Here is a 17,353-nt window from a genome sequence, read left to right on the forward strand (position 1 = left end):
GGCTTAGGCTGGGTGCGCCGATGACGCATTGTGGACCCACGCGTCGCGGGGCGATGCTCGGCGGATGTCCGAGTTGTTGCCTGTCCTGCTCGCCGGCATCGCCGCTGGAGTGCTGAACGCCATGGGGGGTGGGGGCACGTTCGTGGCGCTGCCCGCTCTCGTGGCGTTCGGCCTGCCACCGGTGACGGCGAACGCGTTGTCGCGGGTCGCCCTCGTACCGGGGGCTGTGGTCAGTGCGTGGGTGTACCGGCGTGAACTCACCCCGATCGGGGCGACGTCGACCCAGGCGCTGACCGCGATCAGTGTGGCCGGCGGCGGAGTCGGTGCCGGCCTGCTGCTCGCGCTGCCGGCCTCGTCGTTCGACGCCGCGGTGCCGTGGCTGCTCGCCCTGGCCACGGTCGTCCTCGCCGCCGGGCGCCGTATCACCCGGGTGTTGAGCACGCTGCGCGGCCGGTCGGCCGGTATGAGTTCCCGGGCCGTCCTGATCGGACAGTTCTTCCTCTCGGTGTACGGCGGATACTTCGGCGGTGCCGTAGGCATCATGATGCTGGCCCTCTGGAGCATCGGCCTCGGACTCGACGCCGCGGACAGCAACCCGATGCGGATCGCCCAGCTCGCGGCCATGTATCTCAGCGCGAGTGTGCTGTTCCTCGTGGCCTCGGACGCGCTCAGTGCCCCGCTTCTCCTCACCGTCACCCTGGTCGGGGCGGTGGTCGGCGGCTTCGCGGGCGCCCACTTGGCCCGCCGTCTGCCCGCCTGGCTGCTGCGGGGCGTCATCCTCGCCACCGCCGTCGTCATGACCGTGCTGTATTTTCTGCGCGGATGACGGGGCGTGACCGGGCGCGGGACGCCGCACGACGGCAAGGTCCCGCCGGTCGCCGTCGAAGCGGGTGCCGGTCACGGGTCAACTGCCGGACGCGAGCTCCTCTTCCGCCGCCTCCTGGAAGTCGACGATGGCGCCGCCGTACGACCTCGCCCAGTCCGTCAGGACGGCGATGGGCTCGACGAGGGTCAGGCCGAGGTCGGTCAGGCTGTACTCGACCCGCGGGGGCGCTTCGGCGTAGGCGTGGCGCTCGACCAGGCCGTAGCCCTGGAGCCTGCGCAGCGTCTGGGTGAGCACCTTGCGCGAGATGCCGCCGACGAGATCGACGAGTTCACCGTGTCGGCACGGCCCACGGCTGAGCGCGAACAGGACGACGACCGCCCACTTGTTGGTGATGATCTCGATGGCCAGCCGAGCGGGGCAGTCGGCGAGGAAGACGCTTCCCGCTGAGTCATGCATGAGCCGAAGGTTACCAAGAGGTACCTATCGGCTCACTAGCGTCTTTTCCATGACTACGCCGCATGCGAAAACCTACGTTCTTGTCCACGGTGCCTGGCACAGCGGGCGCGCCTGGGACCGGGTGGTCCCCTTGCTGACCCTGGCGGGGCATCGGGTGTTCGCCTCCTCGCTGACCGGCCACGGCGAGAAGGAGCACCTGCTCGGTCCGGACGTCGGCCTCGACACCCATGTCGCCGACGTCGTCGCCGTCCTCGTCGAGGACGATCTCACCGACGTGACACTGGTCGGGCACAGCTACGCCGGGATGGTCATATCCGCCGTGGCCAACCAGGTCCCCGACCGGATCGCGGGGCTGGTGTACGTCGACGCGATGGTCCCTGCCGACGGTGAGACCGTGCTCGACGTCATGCCCCTGACCCAGCACCTGATCGACGCGGCCGCCGCCTCCGACGCGCCCTGGCGCATCCCGCCCATGCCGGAGGGACCGGCGCCCATGGGCCTGTTCGGGGTGACCGACCCGGCGGACATGGCGTGGCTGCGCACGATGCTCTCCGACGAGTCGGTCCGCTGCTTCCAGCAGCCTGTGCGGCTGGACAACCCGGCCATGGACACCATTCCCCGGACGCACATCCACTGTGTCGGCAGCACAGCGCCGGGCGTCACTCGCCGCCCCGTTCCCCCGGTACAGCCCAACGGCACTCCGTCGCAGGTCTGGGAGTTGCGAAGCGGCCATGACTGCATGGTCACCGCGCCGGAAGAACTCACCGAACTACTGCTGAAGTCCGGCTGACCGACTCGCTCGGACTGCCGGGGCCCGACGGTCGGTCCGGCAGCCGCGAGGACCACGTCCCGCACATCCGCAGGCTCCCGGACAAGCCGTGAGCGGCCCGGTCCGCCCAGGCCAGGGGTGAGAGGGACCGCATGCCGCAACAGCAACGCGAGCCCGACCTCACGCGCGCCGTCCTGCACGAGGTCGGGCCACGCCTGCGCGCCGCCGGCCAGTGAACCGATCCGGACCCGCGGCCACGAGGGCTACGAAGGCTCACCCACCACGGCAGTCGGTACGTACGCCGCGGTCAAGGCGCCGTGGTCGTCTCCGTCGGCATCCCGTCCACCGTGGGCCGGGGCTCGGACGCCCGCCGACGAGCGGCCGCACCGTCCGGGTCACGTCGGCGGCGTCTGGTGGCCAGCAGACCGTGGCGTGGGGCGAGGAGCCAGCACAGGATGAAAACGGCCGTCACGACCAGCACGATCAGGCCGCCGGCGGCAAGGTTGTAGGCGTAGGACAGGTACAGGCCCACCGTCGCCGCTCCCGCGCCGATCGCGGGAGCGAGGACCATCATGGCGCCGATGCGGTCGGTCAGCAGTCGCGCACAGGCTGCGGGAGTGATGAGCAGGGCCAGGACGAGGATGTTGCCGACCGCCTGCAAGGAGATCACCACGGTGACCGTGACGAGCGCGTACAGCACGATGTCCAGGGCGAAGACGGGCAGGCCCGCGGCCCTCGCCGTCTCGCGGTCCAGGCTGACGGTGACCAGTTCCTTGTGCACGGCCCCGGCCACCAGGAGCAGCAGCAGGCCCATCACCGCGACGGTGACGACATCGCTGTCGCTGATGCCCAGGATCTGCCCGAACAGGAAGGACTCCAGGGATCCGCTGTAGCCGGGGGCCGTGCTGAGGATGACGATGCCCAGGCCGAAGGCGGCGGCGAAGAACACGCCGATGACGCTGTCCTCCTTCAGGCGTCGGTTCTGCGAGAACACCGCGACCGCCAGCGCGGTGAGCAGGCCGGCGACGGCGCCGCCGAGGACCAGGTTGAAGTGGAGGACGAAGGCGACGGCCACGCCGGGGAAGACCGAGTGGGAGACCGCGTCGCCGATGAAGGCCATGCCGCGCAGGACGACGTGGGCGCCGATCACGCCGGAGACGATGCCGCACATGACGGCGACCGCGAAGGCCCGCCGCATGAACAGGTGTTCCCACGGGGCGGTGAGAAAGTCCAGGACCGCGCTCATCGGGTCACCCCCAGGGATGTCAGCAATTGGTCGGACCGGGTCACCCCGAACGCGCGCAGCCACACCGCCGGGTCCCGCAGGGTGTCGGGCGGACCGTCGGCGATCACGGTCTGGTTCAGCAGGCACAGTCTGCCGGCCATGTCCGCGGCCGCCGGCAGGTCGTGGGTCGTCATCAGCAACGCCTTGTCCTCTCGTCGGAGTTGCCGGAACAGGGCCGTGAGCAGTTCCTGGGTGGGCACGTCCAGACCGGTGAACGGCTCGTCGAGCAGCAGCAGTCGGGGGCGCAGAGCCAGTGCGCGGGCCACCAGGACACGCTGGCGCTGACCGCCGGAGAGTTCCCCGATGGGCCGGTGCCGCAGATCGGTCATCGCGACGCGTTCGAGTGCGTCGTGGACCGCTTCGCGGTCGGTGGCATGGGGGCGGCGCAGCCAGCCGATGGTGTGGGTACGGCCGGTGAGTACGGCCTTCTCCACCGACAGGGGGAAGTCCCAGGCGAACTCGTGGCGTTGGGGGACGTAGCCGACGGTCCCGCGGGCGCGGTCGGCGGGCTGCCCCTGGAGGTGGACGACACCGCTGTGGGGGGTGAGCAGGCCCAGGACGGTGCGCAGCAGGGTGGTCTTGCCTGCTCCGTTGGGCCCGATCAGGCCGACCAGTTCGCCGGTGCGCACGGTCAGGTCGACGCCGTTCAGGGCCAGGCGTCCGCCCAGTTCCACCGCGAGGGACCGCACGTCCAGGATGGGGGTGTCGGTCATGTCGCGTCCCCTTCGGTTGCCCCGTGCTGCATGGTGTGCTCCCGGCGGGGGCCGCGGCGCCGGATGACGACCGCGGCCAGTACGGTCACGGCTGCCGCGGCACCGAGTCCCCACCACAGCAGGTCGTGGGAGGCGGTGCCGGACGGGGATTCCGGCGTGTCCGCGGTGGGGACGGCGGGGGTCCTGGCGGCGAACGCCTTGCGCGGATCCTGCGGGCCGACGGAGAACCTGAGGGTTCGGGTGTCGGTGTGGCTGGCGCCGTCCTTGGTCTGCGCGCTCATCCGGATCTGCAGCAGGTAGGTGCCGGGTCGGGTGAAGGCCCAGTTGCCGTGGACGTGGCTGTTGACCTCGATGCCTGTCTCCTGGGGGAGCTTCTTGCGCCCGTCGAAGACGACGCTGGGCGTGCCGAAGCTGCCGTTGAGGAACAGGATGAAGTCGCCCGGGCCCTGTACGCCGGTGAGCTGCCAGGTCACTTCGCGGTCGACGGTGGCGGCGACCCTGGGTTCCTGGCTGTTCCAGCCCGGCCAGAGAACGCCCTCGTGCTGTACCTGGGGCAGCAGCCAGACCTGGTCGCCCGGCGTCCCCAGGAAGGCGAACGACTTGTCCTCGGGCACTTCGACCTTCGCCATGTCGTTGACGTGCAGGACGACATCGTCGGTGGTGCGCCACATGGCGGGCTTGCCGGTGTCGTCACGGATCTGCACGGTCCACCGGCCGTGGTCGAAGCGCGGCCCCAGGTCGATATGGCCGTCGCCGATGACGGTGCGGCCCCGGCCGGTCTCCGCGGCCGCGTCGGACTCGGCGCCCGGCGTCGGGGATTCGGCCTGGGCCGGGGCAGCTCCCAGCGGGCCGGCGGCGGCCAGCAGGGCGCCGGCCAGGAGCAGCGCGGCGGTACGGAGTCGGTATCGGGTGCTGTTCACTGCTTGCCGCCTCCGAGGCACGAAAGGAGCTCGTCCGCGTTGTGCCGCATCATGTCGGTGTAGTGCCGGGTGTGCTCGTCGAAGGCGTCGCCGTAGAGCATGCACACCTTGACGTGCTGGTCCTTGGCGACCTGGGTGAGCACGGTGGCGCGCTGGACCAGGTTGGGTTCCATGAACACGGCCGGGACGCCGAGGTTCTTGATCGTGCGGGAGAGCTTCTCGACGTCTCCCGCGCTTGGCTCCTGGGCGGGGTTGGGGACGACGAAGCCGGCGACGGTCATGCCGTAGGCGTCGGCGAGATATCCGAACGCGTCATGAGTGGTGATCAACTGCCGCCGGTCCGCCGGGATCTCGGCGATCCGGTCGCGGACATAGCCGTCGAGGCTGTCGAGTCGGCCCTCGTATTTTCGGGTGTTCGTGTCGTAGGCCGCGGCGCCCTTGGCGTCCTGTTTCTTCAGGGTGTCCCGGATCAGTTGCACATACGCCTTGGTGTTCTGCACGTCCTGCCACAGGTGCGGGTCGATCTCGCCGTGCACATGCTTGCCCAGGACGGCCTGGGGCAACTGGTAGATCTCCGCGCCCGGCCGGCCGAGGAAGGCGAACTGCTCGCCGGAGGGGACCTTGTCCAGGGCGCGGTTGGGGACGTCGATGACGACGTCACCGGGAGGTATCTCCTCTTGTTCCTTGCCGTCGGTGCGCAGGTCGGTGAAAGCGGACATCCGGCCGTTGTCGATATTGACGGTGAGGTCGGTGTGGCCGTCGTCCAGGATGGTGTCCTTCGGGCCTGCCACGGTGTGCGGGTCGACGCCGACCGCGAAGGTGAAGGTGCCCTTGCCGATCGGCTGGGGTGTGCCCCCGGGGTTCTTCAGCTTGGCTTCCAGGGTGAGCTTGTACACCCCGGGTTCGGTGAACGCCCAGTTCAGGTGGGTGTGCGCGGCAGGCGGCAGGCTGGTGGTGTCGTGTGCGGTGAAGCCGTCGGCGGAGTTGAAGTAGATGGCCGGCCGGCCCAGGGACTCGGTCAGGTAGGCCACCAGATCGCCGGGGCCCCGCACCTCGGTGGCCGACAGCAGTACGTCCGAGGAGCGGGTCGCGCCGCGGTCTTCACCCTCCCCTCGGACACGCAGGCCCAGCCAGATCACATCGAGGCCGATGTTCTCGACCAGGGGGATGACATTCGCGCCGTAGGTTTCCGATGCCTCGGCGAGGGAGACATTGGGGGTTCCCTCACGGGCGTTGGAGTCGATGGTCTTGATCAGCGCGTGTTCTTCGAGGAGCAGGTGGTTGGTGAAGGTGACGTCGGCCTTGGAGACGGCGTCGGCGTCCTTGGGAGTGGGCTCGTAGGAATGCGGGTCGCCACCGGGCGGCACGATCGAGTCGACCTGAACACGGTTGCCGCCGACCTGTCGCACGAGGTCGGCGAGAATCTCGGTGGTGGTCACCACGCGCACGGCCGCGTCGGGATTGTCGGCGTCGGCCGCGGGCCGGGCGTGTCCCGTGCAGCCGGTCAGGGTGACACCGAGGACCGCCGTGGCGGCGAGTGCCCGGATCGTCGGGCGGGGCAAGCGCATGAGTAACGGACTCCCTGGGCAGGGGGCGGCGCCGGTAAGGGGAGGAGGCCGGCGCCGCCCGGGAAGAGTGCCCGCCACCCTGTGTGAGGGCGGGCACCCGTTCATGACTGAAAGTCGCCGCGCGACGCGGCGGCAGCGGTGCGCCGACGGGCCGCGCCGCTCACACCGACGGCGGCGGCGCCGCCGAGCACAAGCGCTCCGGCCCCGAGCGCGAGGGCCTGGGCCGGGCCACTGCCGGTGTGGGCAAGGCTGCCACCGGAGCCGCTGCCGGAGCCTGACGAGCCGGAACCGTTGGAGGCCGACCCGTTCGATGATCCGCCCTTGTCGACTCCGCCGGTCGATCCGCCTGTTCCTGCGCTGGAGCCTCCGTCACCGCTGCCACCCCCTGGAGTGACCCCGGAGACATCGACGTCACCGACGGCGAAGGTGTAGGTGCGGGTGTCCGTGGTGGTCGTGCCCGTCGGCAGCGTGCCGCTGAGCTGGAACGTCAGCTTGTAGACGCCCTGCTTGCCGAAGCCCCAGTTGGCGTGCGCGTGGACGCCGAGGCTGACCTTCCGGGAGTCGGGAAGACCGTCGGCGCTGTTGTACAGGACCTGCGCCCCGCCCAGGCCTGCGGTCTCCCAGACGGCAAGCGGTCCCGGTCCGCTGACCTTCGTCAGCTTCATGTCGATGGGACCCTTGAGGTCACCGCTGCCGAGCGCCTCGGTGTTCCATCCGGCCCACACCACGCCCTGCTTCTGGACCTGGGGGATCAGCCAGAAGTCGCTGCCGGGCTCGCCGAGGAAGGCGTAGCCGCTGCTGCTCGGCACCTTCTCCTTGGCCTGCGGCCTGACATGGACGACCACCGACGAGGGCTCCCGCCAGATGATGTCGCCGGGGTCACGGCTGTCCTTGAACAGGGCCCGCAGCTTCCCGTCGACCATCTTCCCCGCTATCGCATCGACGTGTCCGTCGTCGATGACGACCCGCTGCGTGGCAATTCCCGTGCTGGTGGCGGACCGAGCCGCCGCGGAGGAGGACCGGCCGTCGCTCTTGCGGACGTTCTCGGAGCTCTCGCCGCTGTGCTCAGCCGCTGTCGGGGCGGGCGACGGCGCAGTGGAGACGGGAGGCTGCGATGCGGTGTCCGTCGCGACCCGGACCGTCCACTGCTGGGTGGCCGTCGTGGTCCTGCCGTTCGCCAGGTGTGCCGTGGCCTGCGAGGTGAGGCGGTAGGTGCCGGGCCGGGTGAAGGCCCAGGCGACTTCGCCCGTGCCGGCGGCCGGCAGCGGCTGTGCGTCGGGGAATCCATCGGCGCTGTCGAACAGGACGTGCGGAGCCGTGGTGGCCGCGTCGGTCGTGGCTTCCCCCGGCGGCGCGAACACCACGGCGTCGCCGGGCCCTTCGATATCGGTGAACGCCCATTCCACGTCGCCGTCGGCGAGTTGGTCCGCGGATACACCGGTGGTGTCCCACTGCGGACCTGTCGGGGTGGTCCCCAGTCCGGTCGCGGCTCCGTCCAGCACCCATATCGGGTCACCGGGCCGGCCGAGGAAGGCGTACTCCTCCCCCGCCGGTACGACGGTCTCGGTGTCCGATCCCAGTTCGAGGTCCACCGCAGGCTCATTGGCCGGCGAAGTCCGGGTGCCCGTACCGTTCTTCAGCCTCAGCGACAACGCGTCGGCATCGAGGGCCACCACCACCTGCGGCGCCGGGCCGGGCAGCGCCCTTGTCCCGTCGTCGGACGTGCCGGCGAAAGCTGCCGGAGACAGTGTGGCGGCCAGCACGACCGATCCGAGTGCCCCGGCCGCTGCCCCGCGCGAATTCCTGGCTGATGCCATGGGGTTGAGTTCTCCTCGTCCAGCGACACCGCGCGCCCGGCGCAGCTCGCACAGGTCTCGTCTTGATGGGCCGGAAGGCGGTGGGACCGCCCGGGTTCAGCAGGGCCACGCGCGAACCCGGGCGGCCGTCTTCTCCCCTCCGGGTCAGGCAGAGGCGTCCCCGGTCGGCCCGGACGCCCCGCGTGCCTTGCGGCGGTGCAGATACACCGTGGTACCCGCGCCCGCTGCCAGCAGGGCCGCTCCGGTCAGGCCCAGCGGGACAGCCGTCCCGGCCCCGGTGGCCGCCAGCTCCTTGCCCGACGTCCCGCCCTTCACGGAAGCCCCGCCAGTGGTCCCGGAGGGTTCGTCCGCGGAACCACCACTCGTGGAACCCCCGTCCGTGGAACCCCCGTCCGTGGACCCGCCACCCACGGAACCACCATCTACGGAACCACCACCTGTGGAACCGCCGCCCGTTGATCCACCGCCGGTAGACCCACCGCCCGTGGCACCGCCGTCTGCAGACCCACCATCCGTGGCACCGCCACCGGTTGATCCACCATCGGTGGAACCGCCATCAGTAGCCCCACCGTCCGTAGATCCGCCCCCTGTGGCACCACCGTCCGTGGACCCACCCCCGGTCGCGCCACCGTCCGTGGACCCACCTGGGTCCTCGTCTCCGGGCAGGGGAACCTCGTCGGGGTCGACGTCACCCACGGCCATGGTGAAGACCTGGCTGTCGGAGACCTCCGCACCGGAGCTGAGCTGGGCCTTGAAGGTGAACGTCATGCGGTAGACGCCCTCCTCGGTGAAGACCCAGTTGGCGTGCTCGTGGGTGCGAGCCGGCACCTCGTAGGCGTCGGGGAGGCCGTCGCGGGTGTCGAATCGCATCATCGGCTCGCCGAAGGGGGACCACTCGAAGATCAGCAGTCCGCCCGGACCCTCCACCTTGTCCAATGCGAGGGTGAAGTTCCCCTGGATGTCGGTGTTCTGGAACGCCTCGGTGCTCCAGCCGGCCCACAGCACCTCGGGGTCCTGCGTCTGGGGAATGGCGTAGAAGGTGTCGCCTGCGTCACCGATGAAGGACAGCCCGTCCGCCGGATCCGGCACCGTCTGCTTGCCTCGGGACGTCAGATGCATGATCACCGAGTTCGGCTCGCGCCAGACGACGTCGCTGGTCCTGCTGTCCTTGAACAAGGTGCGGAACTCGCCGTCCACCAAGCGTGGCGCGATGGCGTCGACATGCCCCGTGTCGATCACGATGCGCTCGTCGGCCACCTCACTCGTCGCCGTCTCCGCCGCATACGCCGCGGGAGCGGCATACGTCACAGTGCTGCCGTGACCGGCCGGTGCCACTGAGACAACCCCGGCCGCGGTCAGAGCCAGCACCCCCATCACGTACGCGGACCGCGTAGTCGCTCTCATCGCCCCTCATCTGCTCACGAGGCCGCACCGCTTCAGGCGGGCGGCGTCCACGGAGGAGGGAACTCCTCACGTGGGACTGCGGCACACACTAGGCAGGATGGTAATCATTTTCAATAGCCTCTGCCACCCCCGGGCCGGGCATGCGGCCCAACCCGAGTCATCGACACCGGGGTTGACCCTCCACACCCTTGCGGGAAGTTTTTGAAAATGATTATCATCTCGTCCATCGTGGTCCACGAGGGACCACTGGAGAGGAGACTTCCGTGCGCCATCCTGTTCGCCTGCTGATAACGGCAGGTGTCGTGGCCGGGACGCTGATCGCCGGAGCACCGGTGCAGGCGGCCGACCAGGTCGTACTGAGCAAGGGCCACGTCGATGTGATCGGCGTCGGCTACGTGGACGGGGAACTCGAACTCGCGGTCCACGACGGGAGTTCGGGCGTGGAGGTCGAGTACGCCCCCGAGGACGTCCGGCTGCAGGCGCTTCCCGCCGCCGAGACCACCGTTCCCAGCGACCCCGCGTACGCCTTCCTCGGCAAGGCCGGCAGCCCGGTCTGGGTGCTCCCGGAGGCCCAGAACCCGGACCTGCTGTGGGCCGGCTTCGGTGCCGAGGAACTCGCGTCCGGCGTGCTTCAGAACGACACCGTCGACGTCAAGTTCCTGTCCTTGCAGGGCCCGGGCAAGCTCGCCGTCTACACCGACGACGTCTTCGGCTCCCCGGAGACGATCCTGGTCAACAGCGGCGACGGCCTGCCCGACACCGTCACGCTGCACGCCGGTGACCACTCCCACGCGAACTGGGCCTTCACCCGGGCCGGTACCTACAAGATCCGTGTCAAGCTCTGCGGCCACCTCGCCGCCGACGGCCAGTCCGTGCATTCCCGCACCGCGACCTACACCTTCAATGTCCTGAACTAGAAGGAGCAGCATCCATGCGTACCCCCCTCAGACTCCTGGGGCCGCTCGCCGCCGCAGCCGCGCTCCTGGGCCTTGTGGCCTCGCCTGCTCAGGCCGCCACGATTCTGACCAGCGGCCACGTCGACGTGATCGACGTCGACTACGCAGGCGGCGCACTGACGGTGAACGTCCTGGACGGCACGGGTTCCACGGACGTGGAGCGCTCCCCCGACGACGTCACCTTCCGGGTGCCGCTTGCCGCCAAGCACACCAACGTTCCCACCACCCCCGCGTGGTCCTTCCTCGGCACCGGCGGCACCGCCTGGATCCTCCCGCAGAGCCAGACCTCCGGCCTGCTGTGGGCAGGCTGGAACACCACGGAGGTCCCCACCGGGGTCTTCCAGAACAACCGCGTGTCGTTCCACCTCACCGGCGTCAGCGGTCCCGCCGGATTCAGCGTCTACACCGCGTCCGGCGCCACACCCACCGTGCTGTTCGACAGCGGCGACGGCCTGCCCGACACACTCGGCGTCAACGCGGGCTCCCACACCCACGCCAACTGGGGCTTCGACGCGCCGGGCACCTACACCGTGACCTTCGACGTCACCGGGGTCCTCAGCTCCACCGGAACCACGGTCTCCTCCGGACCGCAACAGTTCACCTTCCAGGTCCTCGACAGCTGACACCACGCCCCAGGCGGGCCGGAGCACCCCGATACGGTGCTCCGGCCCGTGCAGGTCAGGGGCGTGGGGGCAGCGTGATGCCGTAGGCCCGCATCTTGCGGTAGATCGTCGTCCGGGAGATGCCGAGCCGCTGCGCCGCCAGCAGTTTGTTGCCGTCGGCCGCCAGCAGAGCCTCGACCAGGGTGTCGCGCTCCGCGGCCTCCCAGGCGCTCAGTGAGCGATGACCCGCGGAGTGCAGGGACGGGGGCAGATCGCGGGCTTCGATGCGGTAGGTGCGGCGGCCCGTGGCGGCCTTGCGCAGGACGGCCTCCAACTGCCGTATGTTGCCCGGCCAGTCCTGCCTGCGCAGCAGGGGCAGCACATCGGGCGCACACTCCACGCCCGCGCCGGTGCGCCGCAGCAGGGACTCGACCAGCGCCGGGAGGTCGGCGAGGCGGTGCCGCAGCGGTGGCACGGTCACCGCCTCCGTGAAGCAGCGCAGCAGTGTGTCCGGGATCCTGGAGGCCCGGCCCAGTGTCGCCACGACCCAGGTTCCCGTCGCCGCGGCGATGGCCAGTGCCTCGGCGACGGCCGGCGCGTCCGCGGGTGCCACGGCGTCGAGGTGCCGCAGCACCAGAGCCCGTCCGGGGCCGGTGGGCGCGGCGCGCAGGGTGTGCGCCAAGCCGCCCGCACCGGCCGCGTCCCCCGGGCCGGAGACGCCGCCCCGACCTGGTGCGTCGCCCGGACCCGAGGGGTCTGCCGCGCCGGGGGCCTCGGCGCCGTACCGCGGGTCCGCGGCGTCGACGACCACCGGCGCCGTGGCCGCACCGGTCACGGCGTGTGCGGCGCGGGCCAGCGCGGACTTGCCCGTCCCCGCCTCGCCGTAGACGAGCAGCGGCACCCGGGCGCGGGCGCAGTGCGCGGCGATGTGGGACACGGTGTTCCACGCCGGATCGGCCCCGACCAGCCCGGGCAGCGGACAGGGCCTGCCGCCGACGGTCGCACCGGGCCCGTGGCCGCGTTCTCGTCCGCGTCCCTGGCCGCCGGGGTGGCCCGCGCGGGGCGGGGCGTCGTCTTCCGGAGCGTCCTCGAAGACCAGATCCAGCAGATAGCCGGCGATACCCGCCGGGCTGTCCACTTGCCGGCAGCGCACCAGGACGGACTGACCGCCGGTGAGCCGCACCCTGCGGCGGGTGCGGGGCGCATGGCCCAGTTCGGCGGCGGCCTCGCGCAGCAGCCGGTGGTCGTCGCCGGTGAGCCGGACCGCGGCGGCGGAGTTGGCGAGCAGCAGATCCTGGCCGAGGCAGAGCACAGGCCGGTCGCCGTAGTGCGTCGCATACCGGAACGCTTCCAGCAGGGCGCGCTCGGACGAGGTGCTCAACTCGTACAACACCCGCTCGACGTCACCGGCGGCCTCCCGGGCCAGGGCGGCCATCAGCGCGCTGACCGGGCCGTTCCAGCAGGTCAGGTTGAGCGCGCCCGCCACCCGCCCGCTGATCGGATTGCGGATCGGGGAGGCGGCGCAGGAGACCCGTTGCAGGCGCTCGTTGAAGTGCTCGGTGCCCAGCACCACGGAGGACCGGCGCTCCTCCAGGGCCACCCCGATACCGTTGGTGCCGACGAATCGCTCGGCGTAGCTGAACCCCGGGGCCAGATGGACCCGGTCCAGATGGGCCGACAGTTGCAGCTCCCCCACCCGGCGATCACGCACCCAGCCGTTTCGGTCGGTCACGATCACGCAGGCATCCGAACCTGCCAGTGTCTGCTCAAGCCGGTCCAGTACCGGCGCCGCGGCCCGCACCAGGCGGCTCTCCCGGTCGTAGTCCGGCTGGTAGGGAACGACCACTTCACTGATGGCGACTCCCAGGTACTTCGATCGCTGCCAGGAGTCGCGGATATTCTCGGGCACAAGCGGCGGCGGCGATTCCGCGCTCTCCAGGAACTTCAGGCGCGCCCGCGCGATGTTTCGCTCCCGCACTTTGCTGTCCATGGGAAATGGCGCCTCCGACAGGAGTGTTTCGGCCATATTACAAACGCAGGACGTGGGCGCAAGATCTCTGACAACACCGGCGAGATCACTGATCGATGACCTGCCGCGGCGAGGGCACTGCGCCGTGTGTTCCACATTGAAAAAGTCGACGGCCCCGGGCGGCCGCACTCTGATGGGCAAGCCCGGCCGCCCCTGAGGGGCAGGCCCGGCCCGCACAGCGGATGCAGTCCGCCTCGGCCGAGCGCAACCTACGAGAAGAACCGACCGGAACCCAGTGGAGGAGCCCTCATGACTACCCGCATCGCGATCGTCACCGGAGCGGCCCGCGGTATCGGCCGCGGTATCGCCGAGCGGCTGGCCAAGGACGGTCTCGACGTCGCCGTCGCCGACCTGCCGGCCATGCGCGAGGAACTCGACCAGGTGGTGGCCGCCGTCGAGAAGCAGGGCCGCCGGGCCCTCGCCGTGGACACGGACGTGACCAGCAAGGAGCAGACCGACGCGCTGGTACGCGACGTGGCCGGGCACTTCGGCCAGGTCGACGTCTTCGTCGCCAACGCCGGCATAGCCCGCGTGACCTCGCTGCTGGACACCGGGCTTGAGGAGTTCGAGCAGATCATGGCCGTGAACCTGCGCGGCGTCTTCCTCTCCTACCAGGCCGCGGCGCGCCAGATGATCGCCCAGGGCACCGGCGGCAAGATCATCGGTGCCGCCTCGATCGTCGCCTACCGCCCCTTCGCGCTGCTCGGCCCGTACTCCGCCTCCAAGTGGGGCGTGCGCGGTCTGACGCAGGCCGCAGCCATGGAGTGGGCCAAGTACGGCATCACGGTCAACGCGTACTGCCCCGGCATCGTCGGCACCGCCATGTGGGACCTGATCGACGAGAAACTGGCCGAGGCCGAGGGGCTGGACAAGGGCCGGGCCATCAAGAAGTACGCGGAGGCCATCGCCCTCGGCCGGGTCGAGGAGCCCGCGGACGTCGCCGCCTTCGTCTCCTATCTCGCCTCGCCGGACTCCGACTACATGACCGGGCAGTCGGTCATGATCGACGGCGGTATTCAGTTCTCCTGACCACAGCGGATCATCGGGGAGTTCGCATGTATGTGAAGGACGGCGAAGAGTACTTCATCGTCGATGCGCATGTCGCGCTCTGGGACGCCCGCCCGGAGAACCAACTGAATGCGCAGGGAAAGCAGTTCATCGACTGCTTCTACGACTACCACCGCAATCTGAGCCCGGAATCGGAGCTGTGGACGTACGAGGAATACCTCTACTACGGCGCCGAGCGTCTGATGAGGGATCTCTTCGTCGACGGGCACGTCGACCATGCCATCTTCCAGCCCGCCCTGCTGAGCGCCTTCTACCGGAACGGGTTCGGGCAGACCGAAGAGGCCTTCGCACTCGCCGAGCGGTATCCCGACAAGCTCACCTACAACCACTGCTGGGACCCCCGCTTCGAGCAGGCGGGGCTCGACCGGCTGCGCCGGGACGCCGAACGTTTCCACCTGAAGGGCGTCAAGCTGTACACCGCCGAGTGGCACGGCGGTTCCCGCGGATACAAGCTGGACGACCCGTGGACGTATCGCTACTTCGAGACCTGCCAGGAGCTCGGGATCAAGAACATCCACGTCCACAAGGGGCCGACGATCCGGCCGCTGGACCGCGACGCGTTCGACGTCGCGGATGTCGACAAGGCGGCGACGGAATTCACGGGACTGAACTTCGTCGTCGAGCACTGCGGGCTGCCCCGGCTCGAGGACTTCTGCTGGATCGCGACGCAGGAGCCGAACGTACACGCCGGCCTCGCCGTCGCGATGCCCTTCATTCACACCCGGCCCCGCTACTTCGCCCAGATCATCGGTGAACTGCTCTACTGGCTGGACGAGGACCGCATCCAGTTCTCCAGCGACTACGCGCTGTGGACTCCCAAGTGGCTGGTGGAGCGATTCGTCGACTTCCAGATCCCAGAGGACATGCAGGACGAGTACGCGCCGGTCACCGTGGCCCAGAAGAAGAAGATCCTCGGGCTGAACGCGGCGGCCATGTACGGCATCGAGGTTCCGGCCGGTCTGGGCCTTGCCGAAGCGACGGTGGCCTGACATGTCCGGCAGCCCCCTCGAACAGGCGGCGCGCGCGGCGTTGCACGCCGTCCACGATCCGGAGCTGGACGAACCGATCACCGACCTCGGCTTCGTCCGCTCCGTGGAGGCGGCGGCCGACGGCGCGCTGACGGTGCACCTGCGGCTCCCGACGTCCTTCTGCTCGCCGAACTTCGCGTATCTGATGGCCTCCGACGCCAAGGACGCGCTGATGGCGCTTCCGCAGGCCCACCATGTCACCGTGGTGCTGGACGACCACCACGACTCCGAGCTGATCAATCGCGGCCTGGCCGCGGACGCCGGCTATCGCGGCACGTTCGGCGACGAGGCGGAGAAGGGCCTCGAAGCGCTGCGTCTCACCTTCCGGCGCAAGGCGCACGCCGCCGCGATGGAGCGCGCGCTGACCGCCCTGCTCCGGGCGGACCCGGACCTCACCGAGGAGGCGCTGCACGGAGTCACCCTGGCCGACCTCCCCGAGACACCGACGACCTGGGCGCTGCGGCGGCGCCGCCAGGCCCTCGGACTCGGCATCGCCCCGACGGCCGAGGTGCTGGTGGACGACGACGGCAACCCGTATCCCCAGGAGGAGACGCCGGTCCGGCTGCGTTTCGCCCGCTCGGTCCGGATCTCCATCGACGGCAACGCGCACTTCTGCCGCGGTCTGCTGCGCACCCGCTACCCCGAGTCCGCCGCGGACCAGGCGCCGCGCGCCCACGACACGGGCCCCGGCGCACGGCACCCCGCCACCGGCCCCGCGGCACCCCGCACGACAGCAGTGGAGGTGAATCCCGTATGAAGGCAGTCCAGGTCGTCGGCTACGGCAAGCCGCTCCGGATGGCCGAGGTGGCCGCCCCCGAGGTCACCGGTCCGCACGACGTGATCGTCAGGATCGGCGGGGCGGGGGTGTGCCGCACCGACCTCCATATCCTCGAAGGGCAGTGGGCCGAGAAGTCCGGCGTGACGCTGCCCTACACCATCGGGCACGAGAACGCGGGCTGGGTACACGCGGTCGGCAGCGCCGTCACCAACGTCGCCGAGGGCGACAAGGTGATCGTCCATCCGCTGATCACCTGTGGTCTCTGCCGGCCCTGCCGGTCCGGCGACGATGTGCACTGCGAGCAGTCCGCGTTCCCCGGCATCGACACCGCCGGCGGCTACGCGGAGTACCTCAGGACGTCCGCCCGCAGTGTCGTCCGGATCGGCGATTCCCTCGAACCCGCGGATGTCGCCGCGCTGGCCGACGCCGGCCTAACCGCGTATCACGCCGCCGCCAAGGCCGCCCGGAAGCTCCGGCCCGGCGACCGGTGCGTGGTGATCGGCGCGGGCGGACTCGGGCACATCGGCATCCAGGTGCTGAAGGCGATGACGGCCGCCGAGCTGATCGTCGTCGACCGCAATCCCGACGCCGTGCAGCTCGCCCTCGCCATCGGGGCCGACCACGGCGTGGTCGCCGGCGGTCAGCACGTCGAGGAAGTACTGGAGTCGACCGGCGGCCAGGGAGCCGAGACCGTCATCGACTTCGTCGGCGAGGGCGGCGCGACCAGGGACGGTGTCGCCATGCTGCGCCGCGCGGGCGACTACCACGTGGTCGGATACGGCGAGAACATCGACATCCCCACCATCGACATCATCTCCACCGAGATCAACTTCATCGGCAACCTGGTCGGGTCGTACAACGACCTGTGCGAACTGATGGTCCTGGCCGCGCAGGGACGCGTACGCCTGCACACCACGAAGTACCCGCTGGACCGCTTCCAGGACGCCCTGGACGACCTCGCCGACGGCCGCATCCGGGGGCGGGCGATCCTCATTCCCTGAGAACCCGCCCCTTGCAGGGCCGTCGCACGGCAGGTGAGAGCCGCTCGGATCGGCCGACCGTGCGACGGCCTCGCGGCACGCACGGCGGCGTCCTGCGGCCGGCGCGGGTGGTGCCGCGTCACGGGGTGCCGGT

The 17,353-nt window shown here is 70.1% G+C and carries 16 protein-coding genes; 8 read left to right on the forward strand and 8 right to left on the reverse strand.

The window, feature by feature from the left end; all coding sequences use genetic code 11:
• Positions 1-64 precede the first annotated feature (64 nt).
• The gene (locus CTZ28_RS29035) at positions 65-826 is read left to right on the forward strand and encodes a sulfite exporter TauE/SafE family protein (protein WP_121892680.1); all 762 of its coding nucleotides are present in this window, start codon (positions 65-67) and stop codon (positions 824-826) included.
• A gap of 78 nt (positions 827-904) precedes the next feature.
• Here the strand turns inward: CTZ28_RS29035 and CTZ28_RS29040 are convergent, their stop codons facing one another.
• On the reverse strand, positions 905-1,282 hold the full coding sequence (locus tag CTZ28_RS29040; RefSeq protein WP_121892681.1) for a winged helix-turn-helix transcriptional regulator: 378 nt from the start codon (positions 1,280-1,282) through the stop codon (positions 905-907).
• Positions 1,283-1,331: 49 nt separating this feature from the next.
• On the opposite strand from CTZ28_RS29040, the gene CTZ28_RS29045 reads away from it, so the two are divergent.
• Positions 1,332-2,072, forward strand: a complete 741-nt coding sequence (locus CTZ28_RS29045) for an alpha/beta fold hydrolase (protein ID WP_121892682.1) — start codon at positions 1,332-1,334, stop codon at positions 2,070-2,072.
• A gap of 286 nt (positions 2,073-2,358) precedes the next feature.
• On the opposite strand, the gene CTZ28_RS29050 is transcribed toward CTZ28_RS29045, so the two are convergent.
• The 6 genes from CTZ28_RS29050 to CTZ28_RS29075 form a co-directional block, all read right to left on the reverse strand.
• On the reverse strand, positions 2,359-3,297 hold the full coding sequence (locus tag CTZ28_RS29050; RefSeq protein WP_121892683.1) for an anchored repeat-type ABC transporter permease subunit: 939 nt from the start codon (positions 3,295-3,297) through the stop codon (positions 2,359-2,361).
• Positions 3,294-4,049 (reverse strand): anchored repeat-type ABC transporter ATP-binding subunit, encoded by a 756-nt coding sequence (locus tag CTZ28_RS29055; protein ID WP_121892684.1) that lies wholly within the window; start codon positions 4,047-4,049, stop codon positions 3,294-3,296. Before CTZ28_RS29055 ends, CTZ28_RS29050 begins: the two co-directional genes overlap by 4 nt.
• On the reverse strand, positions 4,046-4,969 hold the full coding sequence (locus CTZ28_RS29060) for a TIGR03773 family transporter-associated surface protein (protein WP_121892685.1): 924 nt from the start codon (positions 4,967-4,969) through the stop codon (positions 4,046-4,048). Before CTZ28_RS29060 ends, CTZ28_RS29055 begins: the two co-directional genes overlap by 4 nt.
• Entirely contained in the window at positions 4,966-6,537 is a 1,572-nt protein-coding gene (locus CTZ28_RS29065) for an anchored repeat ABC transporter, substrate-binding protein (RefSeq protein WP_121892686.1), read from the reverse strand. Before CTZ28_RS29065 ends, CTZ28_RS29060 begins: the two co-directional genes overlap by 4 nt.
• 101 nt (positions 6,538-6,638) lie before the next feature.
• Positions 6,639-8,354, reverse strand: a complete 1,716-nt coding sequence (locus tag CTZ28_RS29070) for a choice-of-anchor M domain-containing protein (RefSeq protein ID WP_310887631.1) — start codon at positions 8,352-8,354, stop codon at positions 6,639-6,641.
• A gap of 144 nt (positions 8,355-8,498) precedes the next feature.
• Complete coding sequence (locus CTZ28_RS29075; RefSeq protein WP_121892688.1) at positions 8,499-9,758, reverse strand: choice-of-anchor M domain-containing protein; 1,260 nt, start codon at positions 9,756-9,758, stop codon at positions 8,499-8,501.
• A 263-nt stretch (positions 9,759-10,021) separates the two neighbouring features.
• Here CTZ28_RS29075 and CTZ28_RS29080 point away from each other — a divergent pair, with 263 nt between their 5' ends.
• Together CTZ28_RS29080 and CTZ28_RS29085 are read left to right on the forward strand one after the other, a co-directional pair.
• Positions 10,022-10,675 carry a choice-of-anchor M domain-containing protein gene (locus CTZ28_RS29080; protein ID WP_121892689.1) on the forward strand — a complete coding sequence of 218 codons (654 nt, stop codon included), beginning with the start codon at positions 10,022-10,024 and terminating at the stop codon, positions 10,673-10,675.
• 14 nt (positions 10,676-10,689) lie between these two features.
• Positions 10,690-11,337 (forward strand): choice-of-anchor M domain-containing protein, encoded by a 648-nt coding sequence (locus CTZ28_RS29085; RefSeq protein ID WP_121892690.1) that lies wholly within the window; start codon positions 10,690-10,692, stop codon positions 11,335-11,337.
• A 55-nt stretch (positions 11,338-11,392) separates the two neighbouring features.
• On the opposite strand, the gene CTZ28_RS29090 is transcribed toward CTZ28_RS29085, so the two are convergent.
• Entirely contained in the window at positions 11,393-13,306 is a 1,914-nt protein-coding gene (locus CTZ28_RS29090; RefSeq protein WP_121892691.1) for a sigma-54-dependent Fis family transcriptional regulator, read from the reverse strand.
• Between the two features lie 288 nt (positions 13,307-13,594).
• Here CTZ28_RS29090 and CTZ28_RS29095 point away from each other — a divergent pair, with 288 nt between their 5' ends.
• The 4 genes from CTZ28_RS29095 to CTZ28_RS29110 are packed head-to-tail and all read left to right on the forward strand — an operon-like array spanning position 13,595 to position 17,220.
• Entirely contained in the window at positions 13,595-14,374 is a 780-nt protein-coding gene (locus CTZ28_RS29095; RefSeq protein WP_121892692.1) for an acetoin reductase, read from the forward strand.
• 26 nt (positions 14,375-14,400) lie between these two features.
• A complete protein-coding gene (locus CTZ28_RS29100) occupies positions 14,401-15,402 on the forward strand; it encodes an amidohydrolase family protein (protein WP_121892693.1) in 1,002 nt (333 codons plus the stop codon).
• A gap of 1 nt (position 15,403) precedes the next feature.
• Positions 15,404-16,198, forward strand: a complete 795-nt coding sequence (locus CTZ28_RS29105; protein ID WP_121892694.1) for a metal-sulfur cluster assembly factor — start codon at positions 15,404-15,406, stop codon at positions 16,196-16,198.
• Entirely contained in the window at positions 16,195-17,220 is a 1,026-nt protein-coding gene (locus CTZ28_RS29110; RefSeq protein ID WP_121892695.1) for an NAD(P)-dependent alcohol dehydrogenase, read from the forward strand. Before CTZ28_RS29105 ends, CTZ28_RS29110 begins: the two co-directional genes overlap by 4 nt.
• Positions 17,221-17,353: the final 133 nt, after the last annotated feature.

This window comes from Streptomyces shenzhenensis (assembly GCF_003688995.1).
In the GTDB taxonomy this organism is placed as follows: domain Bacteria; phylum Actinomycetota; class Actinomycetes; order Streptomycetales; family Streptomycetaceae; genus Streptomyces; species Streptomyces shenzhenensis_A.